This window comes from Rhodoplanes elegans (assembly GCF_016653355.1).
Taxonomy (GTDB): Bacteria; Pseudomonadota; Alphaproteobacteria; order Rhizobiales; family Xanthobacteraceae; genus Rhodoplanes; species Rhodoplanes elegans.
In genome coordinates this window covers 1-15,831 of the sequence record NZ_NHSK01000052.1, presented here as the reverse complement: position 1 = coordinate 15,831, position 15,831 = coordinate 1, and the positions used below count along the sequence as shown (strand labels likewise).

At 71.2% G+C, this 15,831-nt stretch carries 13 protein-coding genes; all 13 read right to left on the bottom strand.

The features are described from left to right. Window positions 1–6 precede the first annotated feature (6 nt). On the bottom strand, window positions 7–492 hold the full coding sequence (locus CCR97_RS04615) for a tripartite tricarboxylate transporter TctB family protein (protein ID WP_111358187.1): 486 nt from the start codon (window positions 490–492) through the stop codon (window positions 7–9). 122 nt (window positions 493–614) lie between these two features. Beyond that, window positions 615–1,589, bottom strand: coding sequence for a Bug family tripartite tricarboxylate transporter substrate binding protein (locus tag CCR97_RS04610; protein WP_111358186.1), 975 nt, complete (start codon window positions 1,587–1,589; stop codon window positions 615–617). Window positions 1,590–2,047: 458 nt separating this feature from the next. Then, a complete protein-coding gene (ku, locus tag CCR97_RS04605; RefSeq protein ID WP_111358185.1) occupies window positions 2,048–2,923 on the bottom strand; it encodes a non-homologous end joining protein Ku in 876 nt (291 codons plus the stop codon). 426 nt (window positions 2,924–3,349) lie between these two features. Next, entirely contained in the window at window positions 3,350–4,360 is a 1,011-nt protein-coding gene (locus CCR97_RS04600) for a Bug family tripartite tricarboxylate transporter substrate binding protein (protein WP_201159337.1), read from the bottom strand. 216 nt (window positions 4,361–4,576) lie between these two features. Continuing rightward, window positions 4,577–5,254, bottom strand: coding sequence for a GNAT family N-acetyltransferase (locus CCR97_RS04595; protein WP_111358184.1), 678 nt, complete (start codon window positions 5,252–5,254; stop codon window positions 4,577–4,579). Next, window positions 5,251–6,084, bottom strand: a complete 834-nt coding sequence (locus tag CCR97_RS04590) for a lysophospholipid acyltransferase family protein (RefSeq protein WP_111358183.1) — start codon at window positions 6,082–6,084, stop codon at window positions 5,251–5,253. Before CCR97_RS04590 ends, CCR97_RS04595 begins: the two co-directional genes overlap by 4 nt. Before the next feature lie 327 nt (window positions 6,085–6,411). Then, entirely contained in the window at window positions 6,412–9,093 is a 2,682-nt protein-coding gene (locus tag CCR97_RS04585) for an AAA family ATPase (RefSeq protein WP_201159336.1), read from the bottom strand. Between the two features lie 10 nt (window positions 9,094–9,103). Continuing rightward, on the bottom strand, window positions 9,104–10,222 hold the full coding sequence (locus CCR97_RS04580) for a metallophosphoesterase family protein (protein WP_111358476.1): 1,119 nt from the start codon (window positions 10,220–10,222) through the stop codon (window positions 9,104–9,106). Between the two features lie 142 nt (window positions 10,223–10,364). Beyond that, window positions 10,365–10,634, bottom strand: coding sequence for a type II toxin-antitoxin system YafQ family toxin (locus CCR97_RS04575; protein WP_111358477.1), 270 nt, complete (start codon window positions 10,632–10,634; stop codon window positions 10,365–10,367). Continuing rightward, complete coding sequence (locus tag CCR97_RS04570) at window positions 10,631–10,912, bottom strand: type II toxin-antitoxin system RelB/DinJ family antitoxin (protein ID WP_111358478.1); 282 nt, start codon at window positions 10,910–10,912, stop codon at window positions 10,631–10,633. The genes CCR97_RS04575 and CCR97_RS04570 overlap by 4 nt, the downstream gene beginning before the upstream one ends. Window positions 10,913–10,989: 77 nt before the next feature. Continuing rightward, entirely contained in the window at window positions 10,990–13,152 is a 2,163-nt protein-coding gene (locus tag CCR97_RS04565) for a S9 family peptidase (RefSeq protein WP_111358479.1), read from the bottom strand. Between the two features lie 107 nt (window positions 13,153–13,259). Next, window positions 13,260–13,964 carry a class I SAM-dependent methyltransferase gene (locus CCR97_RS04560; protein WP_111358480.1) on the bottom strand — a complete coding sequence of 235 codons (705 nt, stop codon included), beginning with the start codon at window positions 13,962–13,964 and terminating at the stop codon, window positions 13,260–13,262. A gap of 1 nt (window position 13,965) precedes the next feature. Continuing rightward, window positions 13,966–15,708, bottom strand: a complete 1,743-nt coding sequence (locus CCR97_RS04555; protein WP_111358481.1) for a glycosyltransferase family 39 protein — start codon at window positions 15,706–15,708, stop codon at window positions 13,966–13,968. Window positions 15,709–15,831 lie beyond the last annotated feature (123 nt).

Sequence of the window (15,831 nt, the reverse complement as noted above, 5' to 3'; positions counted from 1 at the left end):
CGATCCTCAGAACAGGTTGATCAGCTCGCCGATCGGCAGATAGACGGCGAGCAGCTTTCCGAGGATCAGCCAGATCGCCAATGCGAAGCCGACCGGATAGCCGATCAGCAGCCAGGGGGACCGCTTGCCGAGCACGAGATGGAGAAACGCCGCGAGCACGACGACGGTACCGATCAGGAAGCCGGTGAGCTTGAGCAGGAGAATGTAGACGGCCAGAAACCCGAAGGTGGCGGCGATGCCGCGCCATTCGAGGGCGTCCAGGCCTGGACCGGCCTTCTGCGTCGGCGCCGCGGAGGTCCGCACCATCGCGCCGACCAGCACGACGCCGGCGAGCACCGCGAGGGCGATGCCGGAGGCGAGCGGGAACGTCCTGGCGCTCGACGGGCTGCCGGGAGCGTCGGGGATCGTCGTCAGGACGAGGCCGATCCACACGAGTGCGACGACGAGCAGAAGGGTTCCGGTCACGAGATCGCGCCCGCGGTCGGCCGTCATCTGAGGCTCCGTTACGCTGTCTGGTTCGAGAGAGGGTGGAGACTGGAGATCGCGCGAGGGGGGCGGTCGGCGCGGCCGGAGCGACGTGCGGGCGGGCGCGGGGCGCCCGCCTCGCGAGCCGTCTACTTGCCCTTCTTGTTGATGCCGAGCTCGGTCATCAGCTCGCCGATCTCCTTGTCGTTCTCCGCCACCATGGCGCCGAACTCCTTGGCGGGCTTGTAGAGCGGCGAGAAACCGAGATTGTCGCCGGCCTTCTTGAAGTCGGGCGATTCGACCGCCTGCTTGATCGACGCCTCGAGCCTGGCGATCGCGGCCGGCGGGGTGTCCTTGGGCGCGTGGATACCGCGCCAGATGGTCAGATCGAGGCCCTTGGCGCCGGCGGAGTCGCACGTGACAGTATCGACCGGCAGCTCGACCTTCTCCTTACTGGTCATGCACAGCACGTTGATGGTGCCGGCCTTCACGTGCGGAGCGAACTGGCTGGCCCATTGCAGCGCGGCGTCGATGCGGCCGCCGAGCAGCTCGGCCGGCGCGCGGCCCTCGCCGTAGGGAATATAGACCACCTGCAGACCGAGGCGGTTGAACAGCGCCGCCGAGGCGAGATGCGTGAAGGTGCCGAGGCCCGAGACGCCGACGCGCAGCTTCTTGCCGCTCGCCTTCGCGGCGTCCTGCATCGACTTCAGATCCTTCCAGCCGGAGTCGGAGCGCACGGCGAGAACCGGGACCTCCATTCCGATCTGCGCAACAGGGGCGAGCGCCGCGTAGTTGAACGGGAGGTTGCCCTGATAATAGACGGTCGAGATCGAGTTCGACGAGAACACGATGCTGTAGCCGTCGGGCGCCGCGCTGTGCAGGAACGTGTAGCCGATCGCCCCGCCGCCGCCCGGCCGACTGACCGTGATGACGGGCTGGCCGATGTTCTTGGACATCAGGTCGGCGAGCACCTGGCTGATCGTCTGTGCCGGGCCGCCGAACAGCGTCGTCATCTCGATCGTCTTGTCGGGAAATTCGGCACGGGCCGGCGAGGGAAGAGTGAAAACGAGAGCGGCGGCTGTCGCCGAGGCGATCAGGGTGGCAGTGGTCCGTGTCAGTCTCATCTGGTCCTCCGGCCGGGGGAGAGTCTCGTCGGTCACTGTCGCAACTGGGATGCTGCACGATTTGCAATATGCAGAAAAGCATCGGTCTCGCCCCCCCTGCTCCGCGTGGCGCGCATGCGCACGTGAGCGGGGGGCCGCGTCGCGTGGCCCCGTGGCATGTCACCGCGGCCGTGGCTGCGGCGTCGAAGCTGCGGTGCCGAAGAGCGGATACGAAGATCAGACGCGGGGTGGCGGGCGAAGCCCTGCAGATCCCGGCTCGTCGGCGCACGAGTCTCGTGACGATAAGCCTCTACGCGCCGGGGGTCGAAGGAAATAGCAAACCGGGCGGTCGCTCGCGTTGCAGCAAGGTGAGTCAGGATGATGCAGTGCATGCGGGCCCGTGCGGTGCGCCGGGCCGGCTCACCGGCGGCGCGCGTATCGCGAGGCGCCGGCCTCCGTCGTAGAACCGTGCTGTCCGATCAGCTCGCCCGCCGCCGCTGCGGCGTTCGACCGCGTGGCGTCTTGGACGTGGTGGCGCGTCGGCGCGTGGCCGGCTTGCGCTCCGCGCCCGATCGCGCGTCGCCCTGTGCCTCGACGCTGCGGCGCAGCGCATCCATCAGGTTCACCACCTTGGACGGCGTCTTCTGCGGTGCGGCCCGGACGGCTTCGCCGGCCTCCTTGCGGGCGATCAGCTCGCGCAGCGCCGTCTCGTAACGGTCCTCGAACTCGTCGGGACGGAACGCGCCCGTCATGGTGTCGATGATGTGCCCGGCGAGCTCGATCATCTCCTTGGGGATCGTCTCGTCCGGGATGTCGTCGAAGAACTCGGTCTCGTCGCGCACCTCGTAGGGGTAGCGCAGCAGCGTGCCCATCAGCCCCTTGCCGCGCGGCTCCAGTGCGATGACGTGCTCACGGTTCGAGATCACGACGCGGCCGAGCGCCACCATGCCCCGCGCCTTGATGGCCTCGCGGATCACCGCGAAGGCCTGCCGGCCCGCCTCACCGTCGGGCACGATGTAGTAGGGCCGCACGTTGTAGAGCTCGTCGATCTCCTCGCGTGGCACGAAGCGCGTGATGTCGAGCGTGCGCGAGCTCTCGATCTCGATCGTGTCCAGATCCTCGTCGGTGATCTCGACGTAGCCGTCCGCGGTCTTGTAGCCGCGGACGATGTCGGCGGCTTCGACCGGATCGCCCGTGTCGGCATCGACCTTCTGCATGCGGATGCGGTGGCCGGTCGACTTGTCGAGGAGGTTCAGGCGAATCTTCTCGCGGTCCGTGGTCGCGGGGTAGAGCGCGATCGGGCAGGAGACCAGCGACAGGCGTAGATAGCCCTTCCAGTTCGCACGCGGTGCCATCGGGCATACTCCGGTACAAACGACGACTCAACGCCACGGCGGCAGGGGCGTTCCGACTCGATGAAACGGGCACTTCCGCTGCGGCGGCGGACGCGCGTGATTCACGGTTCGTTCGTGATTCGAAGGCCGAAAGTCGTTTCCGCGCCCGTCATTCCGGGCAGAGTATCGTGCCCCGGACAAGGTGCCTCGGGCCGCAGGCGCGAGGCGCCGCAGAGCCGGGGCCTAGGGGCGCCACGGCGCGTGCGCCGCGTGTCGTGATGAGGGCTTTCGTCAGGCCGGCGGGGCCTGACGTCATGGCCCCTGGGTCCCGGCTCGCGTTGCAACGCTACGCGTTGCAGCGCGTCCGGGACACGAGGCCGGGAATCGCTCCCGGCTGAAAGTACGACCGGCGCCGTCCGGAACGATTGAACAATCGCAGCCGCGCCCTCACTGCGGCTTGAAGTTCACGCTCTCGAGCAGTGCGGCGAGCCGCGGCACTTCGCTGGCGATGTAGCTGCGGGTCTCGTAGATGGTCTCGACGACGGGCTCGAGCAGCGTCGCCTCGAGGCGCTTGAGCACCTCGGGATCGGCCATCGCCTCGCGCATGATCGCGTTGACCTGCTCACGGATGGGAAGCGGCGTCCCTTTCGGCGCCCAGATCCCGTACCAGGACTGCCACTGGAAGCCCGGCATGCCGGACTCGGCGATGGTCGGGATCTCGGGCGCCAGCTTCGAGCGTTCCGGCGAGGCGATGCCGAGCGCCTTCACCTTGCCGTCGCGGGCCGAGGGCAGCAGGGCGAAGGAGGAATCGATCAGCAGCTGGACGTGGCCGCCCATCACGTCGGTCAGCGCCGGTGCGGTGCCGCGATAGGGCGAGATCGTCATGTCGAGGCCGGCGCGCCGCAGGAAGTCGATGGCCGCGAGATGGCTCGGAGCGCCGAGCGCCGCGACCGCGAAGGTCCATTTGTCGGGCTGCGCCTTGGCGGCGGCGATCACCTCGGCGACCGTCTTCTCCGGCCGGTTCGGCGCCATCACCATCACGAGCGGCGCCTTGGCGGTGCGGGCCACCACCTCGAAGTCCTTCTGCGGATCGAACGAGACGCCGCTCACCACCAGGTTCAGGACGATGTGATTGAACGCCGAGGCGAGCAGCGTGTAGCCGTCGGGTGGCGAGTGCAGCACGGCCGTGGTGCCGATCACGGCGCTGCCGCCCGGCCGGTTCTCGACCACGACGGTGGCGCCGAGCTTGTCCTGGATGCGCTGGCCGGCGATCCGGCCCATGGCGTCGTTGGCGGCGCCGGCCGGGAACGGCACGACGACCTTCACCGGGCGCTCCTTCGGCCATGCGGCCTGCGCGCGCACGGCCGGGGCCGGAAAGGCGGCGGCGGCGAGCCCCGCCGCGCTGCCGACGAGCAGCTTCCGTCGGGTCGTGTCGATCGTCGTCTTGTCGGCCATCATGCTCTCCCGGACTGTCGCCGTTTTCGACTGGCGCTCCTGTCCGCGATAGCATTCCTCACCGAGGGGCTCCAGCAAGCGCCGCGCGATACGCAGTCGACCAGAGCCGCGCGGCGTTATCACGGATCAGCGATTCGAGGGGCGTTTCGTCATCCGAATGCGTTTCGCACCGCGTCACGCGCTTCCTGCGCCACGCGCGCACTCGGGATCGACCGGAACTCAGGCGACGAGGCGCTGGTGCAGCGCGTCGGGCCACTGGCTGGTGAGATAGCGGAACATCCAGTTGCCGCGCCGCTTCAGCCGCTGATACGCCGCCTTCAGGTCGAGTACCATGGTGATGCGCCGGCTCGAGCAGGCGAGCTCGCCGACCTCGTGGGTGGCGACCGGGTGGAAGCCCATCACGCGGGTGTGGAAGCCGTAGGGGCTGTGCGGGTCGTCCTCGAACACGTCGGTGAGGTAATGCGTGTAGCCGCGTGAGACCGTCTCGGCGGCGGCGGCCCGCATCAGCGCGGCGGCGACGACGAGCCGGCGGCGGAAGCGCGGCACCACGGCGAAGCGGCCGATCTCGGCGATGCGGCTGCCGCGGATCATGTCCTCGATCGTCAGCGACGGGTCGAGCGGCGCGAAGCCATAGGCGGCATAGGCCTCGACCGGCGGATCGTAGACGACCCGCACGACGCCGGCCGGGCGCACCCGCATGCCGATCGGCCGCGAGCGCACGTCGACGACGAACCACGAGAGGTCGTCGCGGGCGAGGTCCGCGGAGGGGAACTGGCTTTCCGGATCGGCGACCCAGCGCTTCTCGCGCTGATAGGTCGCCTGCAGCACGGCGAGCACCCGCTGGCGGCCCTCGTCGTCGATCACCCGGGTGGCGGTCACGCGCTCGTCTTGCCTCATGGCGAACCTCCGAACGAGGGGGGCGGAAGGGCAGGGGCCGGCGCCGTCGTGATCGCGCGGCGGTCGTCCGGCCCGTCGGGCGACCAGTGCTTGCCGGAGAGGCGGGCGATCTCGCCCATCACGGTGGCGTGCCAGGCGCGCAGCGCGGCGGGCGAAGGATGATCGAGGCGCTCGCGCGGCAGCAGCGGGGGCCCGATGCGGACCTCCATGGCGTCGCGATCGCCGATCGGGCGGCCGGGCGGCGCGTGCGGGAAGCGGATGCCGACCGGCACGATCGGCACGCCGGTCTCGAGCGAGAGGAGGGCGGCGCTGCGCCGGCCGGGCAGCAGCCGTTCGGGATCACGATTGACCGTGCCCTCGACGAAGATGCCGACCGAGCGGCCGCGCCGCAGGCAGGCGCGCGCCTCGTCCAGCACGCTGCCGGGCGACCGGTAGAGCGGGCGCAGGACATCGAGCACGCGCGGGCGCGCCGGCTTCGCCGTCACGGTCAGGGCGCCGGACCGGCGATAGAGCAGGCCGATGCCGGGGATCAGCCGGAAATTCCAGTCGGCCATGAAATGGATCAGCCGTCCGCCGCGATGCAGCGTCAGCACGGCCGGCACCAGCAGGGCCTCGGTGCGGGTCGAGTGGTTGAGCGCCAGGATGAAGGGGTCGTAGCCGGCGCGCACGTTCTGCAGGCCGCTCACGGCCAGCACGCGGCCGCGGGCGGCGAGCGCCATGGCGCGCACCAGGCAACGGTCGGCGAAGCCGTCCTGATAAGGAAGCGGCCACTGCATCAGCTCGCCGAGCGTCACGAGCGCCCAGTCGGGAGGATCGGCATAGAGCGACATCGTCGAATGCGAATGCGTGCGGCGAGGCGGTCGCCGCCCGGCGCGGCGACCCGGCTCGTCCGGTGATTCACACAGTGATGGTCGATTCCTGTTGCGCCCGGATGAGAGCGGCGTGACGGGCGCGTGACAACGTGGGCGGGAGGAGGCGCCACGGTTCTTCCCTCTCCCCGCGCGCGGGGAGAGGGTGGCTCGCCGCGCAGCGGCGAGTCGGGTGAGGGGGCGCTTCGGCGTGGCAGAGAGCTGCGGAGATGCCCCCTCACCCGACGTCCGCGCTGAAAGCGCGAACGTCGACCTCTCCCCGCGCGCGGGGAGAGGTGAAGATCGCAGTCACCCCTCGTCGGGGGCGATCGTCAGGGCGTGGCCGCCGCAGTTCAGGAAGGCGCGGCTGCGGCAGGTGAGGACGATCATCTGCTGCTTCTCGGCCGCCTGGGTGAGCACGTCGAACATCCGCTCGATGCGGTCGTCGTCGGAGAAGACGAGCGAGTCGTCGAGCACCACGGGCACGGCTTGGCCGCGCTCGGCGAGCAGCCGCCCGAGCGCCAGCCGCACGATGATGGCGACCTGCTCGCGGGTGCCGTCGGAGAGCTGGAGGAACGGCTCGCCGGCGCCCGCCCGGGTCAGCGCGTCGATCGAGAAGCCGGTGTCGAGCGCCGCCTCGGCACCCGGGAACAGCGCGTGCAGATAGGGCCGCATCGCGGTCTTCACCGGCCCGAGATAGCTGTCGCGGGCGGCGCGGCGGCTCTCGGTCAGCGTGTCGCGCAGGAGCCGCAGCGCCGCGAGCCGGCGCTCGATCGCCGCGACCTCGGTCTCGGCGAGCGCGAGCGCGTCGGCCGTCTCGGCCTCGCGCTCGCCGAGCCCCTCGCCGCCACGGGTGGCGACGCGACCCTGCAGGTTGGCGATCTCGCGCTCGACCTCGGCGAGACGCTCTTCGCGCCCGTCGATCGCCTGTACGAGGCGTTTCACCCGCGCGTCGAGCGCGACCCGGCTGTCGGCGCTCGGCACCTGCGCGCGCAGCTCTTTCGCCTTGGTGGCGGCCGCCTCGAAGGCGGCCCGCGCCTGCGCGGCGTCGGCGGCGAGCCGCGCCAGCCGGTCGACGCGCCGGTCGTCGGGGCAGATCGCGAGATCCTCGGCGAGCTTGCCCTGCTGATCGGCGAGGTCGAGCTGCGCCGCCTGCAGGCGCAGCGTCTCGGCCTCGGTCTCGCTGCGCGCCGCGAGTACGGCCGACTGGGCGTCGGCATGGGCGCGGCGCAGGCGGTCACGCGCCGCCTCCGCCTCGACACGGGCCCGCACCAACGCGTCGCGATCGGGCAGGGCGGTGCCGTCGAGGCCGGCGTCGAAGCCGGCGTCGAGGCTCGCCTGCGCCTCCGCGAGCGCCCGTTCCAGCGCCGCGATGGCGTCCTCCTTGGCGCCCTTGGCGGGGGCCGGCGCGATCGCCGCGAGCTCGGCGGCGAGGCCACGCCCCTCGGTCTGCAGGTCAGACACCTTGGCGCGGCGCTCGTGCGCCTCGGCGAGCGAGCCGACGCCGGCGTCGTGCAGCGCCTTGTCGAGCGCCTGCCGGGCCACGTCGATCGCCGCGGCGTCGTCGGAGGCCGCCGGCATCACCTCGATGGTCGCGAGATCGCCGACCGCGACGGTCAGCGGGACCACGGCGGCAACGTCGCGCGTCGCGTCGACCGACTCGCCCGCGCAGATGACGCGGCCGCGCCCGGCCGGCGCGACCGTGATTCTGACCCGCGGTGCCTTGGCCTCGGCGCGGGCGCGGGCGGCGTCGAGCGCCTGCATGGCGGCCTCGATCGCCGCGACGGCTTCGGCCGGGACCGTGATGGTCGTGATCAGATGTTTGATGCGGGCGATCGCCTCCCGCAGCTCGCGCGCCTTGGCGAGCCGCGTCGACAGCTCCGCCACCCGTTCGGCCTCGCGCGCGGCGATCTCGTGCCGTCGTGCCCGGTCGACGGCCCGTTCGGCCTCGGCGAGCTGCGTCGCGAGGGCGCCGAATGCCTGCTCATGCGATGCGAGGCGGGCCGACTGGGCGGCGCGGGCGTCGGCCTGCTCGGCGACGCGCCGCGTCAGCGTCGCGATTTTGTCGCGGGTCTTGGCGATGCGCTGGTCGAGCCCGACCAGCTCCTCGTGGCTCTTGCGGGCGCGGTCGAACGCGAGCTCCCGCTGTGCCACCTCGGTCTCGGCCTGCTGGGCCGCCTGCTCGGCCTTCACGGTCCGGTCGCGCTCGGCGAGCGCCGCGTCGCGGTCGGCCTTCTGGCGGGCGATCTCGGCCGGGTCGGCCAACATGTCGCGCTCGCGCAGCTTGTCGGCGAGCGCGGTCCGGTCGGCCTCGAGGCCGGCGAGCGTCGCCCGCAGCGCCGCCAGCGTCGTCTCCGCCTCGGCGCGCCGGTCGAGCGCGGCCTTCCAGGCGCCGCCGGCCTTGGGCTGGCCCTTCGCCGTCTCGTCGAGGGCGAGCCTGTCGGTGACGCTTTTCAGCACCCGCTCGCCGCGCTCGCCGCCGAGCACTTCTCCGACCTCGGCCTCGATGACGCGCGACAGCAGGGCGCGAGTGCCGTCGCTGGGCGCCGCCGGCTCGAACGACTGGCCCTGCCGCACCCACAGGAGCCCGAACGCGGCCTCTTCGGCCGCCGAGGTGCCGGGCGTGAGATCGAGCGCCGTCCACACCGCCTCGTCGGCGGCGCGGCCGTCGGCGACTAGCGCGCCGTTCTTGAACAGCTTGGCGCCGGTCGCGCGCAGGAACGACTTCTTCAGCAGATACGCGGCGCCGCCGCGCTGGAAGCCGACCTCGATGCACGCGGGCAGCTCGGCCCCGAGGCTCTCCAGCCGGCGGATCTCCTCGGTCTTGCTGCCGTGGCGGGCGAACAGCGCCAGCGTGAGGGCGCGGAACAGCGTCGACTTGCCGGCCTCGTTGGGCGCGCACAGAAGGTTCAGGCCGGCGCCGAGGCCGCGCACGACATGGCGCGTGCGAAAGCGGCCGACGCCCGAGACGGCGAGATGCGTGATGATCATGGCCCTACCCTCACGCCGTCGCTTCGAGATAGAGGGCGAGGAGCGCGTCCTCGGCGGTCTGCCGCTCGGCGGCCCCGAGCGCCGGGTCGGCGGCGCGCGCCTTCAGGCTCTCGGCGACCCGGCGCAGCACGCCGTCGAAGTCGATGCGCTCGAGATCGGCGGCGTCGGGCCGGATCGCCAGTGACAGTGCCGCATCGAGATGGAACACCGACGCCTGCAGCCGCTCCAGCCACTCGTCGAGATTTTGGCGTGCCGCGATCGACAGGGCGCCGGTGATCTTCAGCCGCAGCACCAGCTTCGAGACCGGGTCGTGCGCGTTGCGCAGCACCGCTTCGCGGGCCGCGAGCGTATCGGTGTCGGCGAGGTCGAACGCGTCCGTGGCCCAGCGATAGGTGCCGACGCTGCGCGGCTCCACGGTGGGCGGGGCGCCGGCCTGCGGGATGGTCACGAGCAGGGCGGTGCCGACCGTCTGGCTGTCGTGGCGGTCGGGCTCCGGCGTGCCGGCGTACCAGGTGCGCGGGCCGATCTGGCGGGTGCGGTGCCAGTCGCCGAGCGCGAGGTAGTCGAGGCGAGCCTTCTCGGCGCGGCCGGGGTCGATCTGGTTCGCCGCCTCGCCCTCGTCGTCCGGGGTGCCGAAGCGGGTGACGGCGCCGTGGGCGAGGCCGATGCGGATCGCGCCTTCCGGGGTCTCGGTGTCGTCCATGCGGGCGGTGAGGTCGCGCGTCTCGTGCCGGCTGGTCAGCGGCGCCGGCAGCACCTCGGCGGTCTCGCCGAGCGCGACCGGCTCGGGCGAGAGATGGAGGCGGACATTGGCCGGCAGGCCGAGGGCGGCGAGGCGCTCCCACGGCCCGCCGGGGCGGTGGGCGTCGTGATTGCCGGGCAGCAGATGCCAGGTGACCGCGGAAAAGCCGCGCATCCGCTCGATCGGGGCGCGCAGCGTCACGTTGGTCGGGCTGTCGCTGTCGAACACGTCGCCGGCGACCAGCACGTGAGGCGCTCCCTCGGCGACGGCGAGGCGGCCGATCGCCTCGACGGCGTCGAGCCGCGCCGCCCGGAACGCCTCCGCCTTGTCGCCGAAGCGGACGAACGGTTTTCCGATCTGCCAGTCGGCCGTGTGGACGAAACGCATGGAACAGCCTGCCGCAGCGTCGGCGCGGCGCGCCGAATCGCGGCCGCGATCCTAGCGCATTCTCGGTTTGTTCGAGCGGTAGCGAATTGGCTCGGGGCGCGTCATCCACCGTTCGACGCGGCGATTCCGGCGGTCCCCATCCTCACTCGAAAATGTCGGCGTGCGCGCCGGTCCGAGCCAGCAGCACCTCGTCCGGCGTGATCTTGTAGATCAGCACCCAATCGCCCTGGACGTGACAACAGCGATAGCTCTGCCACGGACCTTTCAGCGGGTGATCGTCGTCGATCGGCGAGAGCGGCAGTCCGTCTCGAAGCTTGCCGACGATCGCTTCGAGCTTGGCGATGCGCAGTCCGCGGCTCTGCATCAGCCGCAGATCCTTCTTGAACTGCGTCGCAAGTCGAAGAGCTTTCATGCCCTCCGAGGGTGACGCCCGGCGAGGATGTCGTCAAAGGCTTGCGCGGTCGAATCCTCGACCACCTCGCCACCGCCCCGGTCGAGCTCGGCCATGGCGGCGAGCGTTTCCGCATTGGGGATGCTCAGCTCGAACGGCAGGCCACGCCGCATCACCACTTGCCGATAAAACAGCGTGATCGCGTCCGAGGGGCTGAGCCCGAGCGCGGCCAGCACGGCCTCGGCCTTCTCCTTCAGGGCAGGCTCGATCCGGGTGTTGACATAGGCTGACTTGGCCATGGCTTCGCTCCGTGGCGACCAAGTCTAAATGTAACGCGGATGTGTTACATTTCAAGGCGCCCGCCGGGATCGCCGGCCTACCGCCCCGTCGCGCGCTCCGCCTGAGCCACCAGCCAGGCCATGATCTCGGCGCTCTCCTGGACGGTGCCCAGCCGGCCGGAGCGGCCGGAATGGCCGGCGCCCATGTCGGTCTTGAAGACGATCTCGCGGTCGTCGGTCTTGGTGGCGCGCAGCCGCGCGACCCACTTGGCCGGCTCGGCGTAGCGCACCTGGCTGTCATGCCAGCCGGTGGTGACGAACATGGCCGGATAGGCCGTCGCCGCGACGTTGTCGTAGGGCGACCACGCCCGCATGCTCTCGTACTCGGCCGGGGTCTTCGGGTTGCCCCACTCCACCCATTCGAGCGTGGTGAGCGGGATCGACGGGTCCGACGTCGTCGTCACCACGTCGACGAACGGCACCTCGGCGACGATCCCGGCGAACAGGTCGGGCCGCAGATTGGCCGATGCCGCGACCAGGAGCCCGCCGGCGCTGCCGCCGCGCGAGAACAGGGCGCGGCGGTCCGCGTAGCCTTGCGCGACCAGCGCCTCGGCGACCGCGATGAAGTCGGTGAAGCTGTTGCGCTTCGAAAGGCCGCGGCCCTCGCGGTGCCAACGCTCGCCCTTCTCGTGACCGCCGCGCACATGCGCCATCGCGTGGACGAAGCCACGGTCGATCAGGCTGAAGGCATTCTCGTTGAACACCGGCCGCTGGCTGAAGCCGTAGGCGCCGTAGCCGACGACGAGTGTCGGGTTGCCGCCCGGCCGCTTCAGGCTCTTGCGCCAGACGAGCGTCACCGGCACGGGCTCGCCGTCCGGCGCCGTCGCCGCGATGCGGGCGACCGCGTAGTCGTCGGGCCGGAACCAGGCGACCGGCTCCTCGCGGCGAAGCGTCAGCGTGCCGGCCGCCATGTCGTAGTCGTAGGTGCGCTCCGGGATCAGCGGCGCCGAGAAGCGGAAACGCAGCACGGTCGCGTCGGGCTCGCGGTTGCCGCCGAAGGCACCGAAGAAGAACGCCGAGGTGGCGACGCCGATCGTCGCCGGCTGCGGCACCGCGGTGTCGCTGCGGTCCGACAGCCGCATCACCCTGATGCCGATGCCGTTCTGGTCCTCGACGTCGTAGGCGAGGAAGTCGCGGAACGGCTCCATCCGGCGGATCACGGCGCCGGTCCGTTGCGCCACCAGCTCGCGCCAGTGCGCCGCACCGGGCGTCGCCTCCGGCGCCGTCATGATGCGGAAGTCCGGCGCGTCGAGATCGGTGCGCACGAACACGGTGTCGCCGGCGTGATCGATCTCGTAACGCAGCCCCGGGCGGCGCGGCTCGACGACCTGGAACGCGCCCTCGGGCTGATCGGCGGGGAGCCAGCGCACCTCGCTGGTCAGCTCCTGGTCGCTCTCGATCAGGATGTAACGACGTGATTTGCTCCGGTGCACGGCGACGCTGAAGGTCGGGTCGCGCTCCTCGAAAACCAGCACGTCGGCGTCGGGCGGCGTGCCGATCCGGTGCCGCCAGACCTGATGGCCGCGCAGCGTCACCGGCTCGCGCCGCACGTAGAACAGCGTCGTGGAATCGGCCGCGAAGGCGAAGCTCTCGGCGCCGTCGGTGATGCCCTGCTCGGTCACGGCGCCGGTCGCGATGTCGCGCACGAACAGCCGGTTCTGCCGGTCGCCCGTGAAGTCGACCATGAAGGCGACGCGCTTGCCGTCCGGGCTCGGCTGCCAGCGGCCGAGCCGGTACATGGCGTGCCCGGCGGCCAGCGCCGGCACGTCGATCACGATCTCCTCGGCCGCGCCCGGCGCGTCGCGCCGGCGCAGGATCACCGGATACTGGGCGCCCTCGGCGAAGCGCCGCTCGTAGAGGAAGTCGCCGTCGCGATACGGCACGCTGGCGTTCGAGCTGGCGTTGCGGGCCTTCAGCTCGCCGGCGATCTCGTCGATCAGCGGGCGGATCGGCGCGAGCCTGCGCTCCGCATAGGCGTTCTCGGCCTCGAGATGCGCCCGCACGGCGGGGTCGTCGCGATTTGCCAGCCAGTCGTAGGGATCGGGCCGCTCGCGGCCGTGCTCGTGCAGGACGGTGCCGCTCTTGCGCGCGACCGGCGGCCGCGCCTCGGGCGAGTCCTCCGTTCCGGCGGATGGGGCGATCGCGGTCAGGCCCAGATAGACCGCGGCACCGATCAGGATCGTCAGCAAGGTGTGAGGCATCCGTCACCGCCGCTGTGGCCCGCGCCCTGCCGGCCGTCGTTCTTCCGGGAACACCGGAACTATGGTGGTTCCGGGGCGGTGTCGGAAGTCACGATCCTGCGTGCGCCTCACCCGACCGGGCGCGCGCGAAAACTGATGCGGGCCGGATTGTGCTCCATGTTGCCGGGCAGACGCTCGGCCGTGAAGCCGGCCTTCGTCAGGATCGCGCGGAACTCTTCCTCGGTGTACTTGGCGATGCCGAGCTGCTGGCGCAGCTTGCTGTAGGACGAGAACGCGGTCCGCACGACGCCGACCAGTGCGGCGACGAGGAAGCCGTTGGCGGCGGCGTAGCGCAGGAGCGCGAAGAGGTCGCTCAGCGCACCGACATCGGGCGGAATCACGTCGGCGACGATCAGCGCGCCGTCGGGGGCGAGCAGGCGGCGCCATTCGGCGAGCAGGCCGTCGAGATTGTCACGCGAGAGATACTGGACGACGGAGTTGGCGACGATCAGGTCGAAGGATCCGGGCGGCATCGCCGCGAGCTGCTCCGGGCTCGCGACCTGGATGTTCGGCACCGCGCGAAAGCGATCGGCGAGATGGTGCCGCACGGTCGGCGCGGCGTCCGACAGCACCACGGTGCGGGCGACTTTCGCCACGATGTCGGAATGCAGCGCCTCGCCGCAGCCGAAGTCGAGCACGCGGGCCTGCGGCCCCGGCACGAAGCCGGCGATCGCCGTGGCGATGTCGCGATAATGCACGTCGATGTGGCGCGCATTCACGTAGATCGAATGCGGGCTGTCCCAGAAGCCGACCCAGTCGCGGATGGTGCTCATGTCAGAGTCCGTTCCGATCGCTGATTTCGTCATGGCCGGGCTCGTCCCGGCCATCCACGCCGGTGCCCGTCGCCGAGACGTGGATGCCCGCGACGAGCGCGGGCATGACGGCTCCGTGCCCCGCGGTCCGCGGTCCCGTCTGCGGCGGCACGATCAGGATGCGATACGGGGCCGGCCGGTTGGTGTCTCCGAAGAAGGTGCGGGTCACGACGAGATCCACGCTGCGGGCTTCGGGCTCTGTACGGGCGCGCGCCGCCAATCCTTCGAGGCAGAAGCGATCGTCGGCGCGGCACACCACGACATAGCCGTCGCGCACGAGCCGATCGGGCGCGATCCACGGGGTCGGCGCCAGGGTGAAGCCCGGCACCGAGTCCGGATGGTCCGGGTGATAGAAGGCGATCGCGGCGCCGAGATCGGCATCGCCGATGACGATCGGCAGCCGCGTCCCGGTGGCGGCGGTCCATTCGCGGCCGACCGCCTCGGCGAGCGGCGCGTAGTAGGCGCGCCCCTCCTTGTTGCCCTCCCAGTGACGCAGCACGGCGAGCACCGGCGCGACGACGAGCACGACGAGCGTGACGATCGCGACGCCGCCCGCCACGGCCGTCGCGGCGGCCCGCGAGACTGTCACGTCGCGCGGCGCCAGCAGCACGACCGGCAGCAGGAACCACGCCTGCATGGTCCACAGCGAGGTCAGCTCGACGCCGACGAACGGCGCCGTCACAGCGGGGACCAGCAGCGGCAGGGCGAGCAGATGCACCAGCATGCGCCGGTCGGGATCGGTGGGCCACAGCGTCTCGGCGATCACGGCGCGGCTCGGGCGCGCGATCAGCACCCACACGACGATCGGCAGCGCCACATAGGCGAGCGATCCGACAAGATACAGCAGCGCCTTCCAGAGAATTGCGCCGAGCGTCGCGCCACCGTGCACGGCATAGGCGTAGCCGAACGGCTGGAAGCCGGTCGTGGCGAGCCACCACAGATGCGGCGCCAGCACGGCGAAGCCGGCCAGCATCGACACCCAGGGCGACGGCGATCTCAGATACGCCCAGCGCGCCGGATGCAGCAGCGCGGCGAGCGGCAGGCTCACGACCAGGTAGATCGAGTAGTACTTGCCGAGCATCGCGAAGGCGCAGGCGGCACCGGCCGCGGCCGACCACAGGAGCGTGCGCGTCTCGAAGGCGCGCAGGAAGCACCACACGGCGAGCGGCCACGCGAGCAGCAGCGTCTGGTTGGAGGCGAAGCGCTGGCCGTGGAACTGATAGAACGGCGTCAGCAGCAGGAGGAGCAGCACCAGCACGCGCTTGTCGCCGGAGACGAAGCGCGCGGCGATGCGATCGACCACCAGGAGGGCGAGCGCCGCGTTGACCATCGCGAGCAGGTGGAAGGCCCAGTCGGCGACCGGGAACACGGCGAACCACGCCGCCGCCATCAGGCCGCCGAGCGGCGGATGCTTGTAGTAGCCGGGGCTCGGATGCCGGCTCCAGGCATAGACCTCGACGAGATCCGGATGCAGGTCGAGCGAGGCGTAGGAGATCACCTGGAAGCCGGTCCAGGCGGCGACGAACAGAGCGAGCAGGATCGCGGTCGCGACACCGCTGTCGGCGGTGTCGAGCCAGGCGCCGATCGCGCGGCGCGGCAGCGACAGGCGGGCGGCCCCCGTGGGCGTGTCGCGCTCGAGCGTGTCGCCCTTGGGCGTGTCGCCCGTGATCGAGTCGCCCGGGGTCGGGTGGGTGGACGAGGTCATGAGCGGCCGGGTTCCGGCGCGGCGCACTCGCCGGCTGGCGCGCGTCGGCCGGAGCGTTTAGGGCCACAGACGAGCCGAAAGATCAAGCCGGCCGGCGGCCGCGGCCGCCGGCCGGCTTGATCT

What these genes read in the sequence shown, in the direction of transcription:
- CCR97_RS04615 (WP_111358187.1), bottom strand. Translation starts at nt 492, where the DNA reads ATGACGGCCGACCGCGGGCGCGATCTCGTGACCGGAACCCTTCTGCTC.
- CCR97_RS04610 (WP_111358186.1), bottom strand. Translation starts at nt 1,589, where the DNA reads ATGAGACTGACACGGACCACTGCCACCCTGATCGCCTCGGCGACAGCC.
- ku (WP_111358185.1), bottom strand. Translation starts at nt 2,923, where the DNA reads ATGGCACCGCGTGCGAACTGGAAGGGCTATCTACGCCTGTCGCTGGTC.
- CCR97_RS04600 (WP_201159337.1), bottom strand. Translation starts at nt 4,360, where the DNA reads ATGATGGCCGACAAGACGACGATCGACACGACCCGACGGAAGCTGCTC.
- CCR97_RS04595 (WP_111358184.1), bottom strand. Translation starts at nt 5,254, where the DNA reads ATGAGGCAAGACGAGCGCGTGACCGCCACCCGGGTGATCGACGACGAG.
- CCR97_RS04590 (WP_111358183.1), bottom strand. Translation starts at nt 6,084, where the DNA reads ATGTCGCTCTATGCCGATCCTCCCGACTGGGCGCTCGTGACGCTCGGC.
- CCR97_RS04585 (WP_201159336.1), bottom strand. Translation starts at nt 9,093, where the DNA reads ATGATCATCACGCATCTCGCCGTCTCGGGCGTCGGCCGCTTTCGCACG.
- CCR97_RS04580 (WP_111358476.1), bottom strand. Translation starts at nt 10,222, where the DNA reads ATGCGTTTCGTCCACACGGCCGACTGGCAGATCGGAAAACCGTTCGTC.
- CCR97_RS04575 (WP_111358477.1), bottom strand. Translation starts at nt 10,634, where the DNA reads ATGAAAGCTCTTCGACTTGCGACGCAGTTCAAGAAGGATCTGCGGCTG.
- CCR97_RS04570 (WP_111358478.1), bottom strand. Translation starts at nt 10,912, where the DNA reads ATGGCCAAGTCAGCCTATGTCAACACCCGGATCGAGCCTGCCCTGAAG.
- CCR97_RS04565 (WP_111358479.1), bottom strand. Translation starts at nt 13,152, where the DNA reads ATGCCTCACACCTTGCTGACGATCCTGATCGGTGCCGCGGTCTATCTG.
- CCR97_RS04560 (WP_111358480.1), bottom strand. Translation starts at nt 13,964, where the DNA reads ATGAGCACCATCCGCGACTGGGTCGGCTTCTGGGACAGCCCGCATTCG.
- CCR97_RS04555 (WP_111358481.1), bottom strand. Translation starts at nt 15,708, where the DNA reads ATGACCTCGTCCACCCACCCGACCCCGGGCGACTCGATCACGGGCGAC.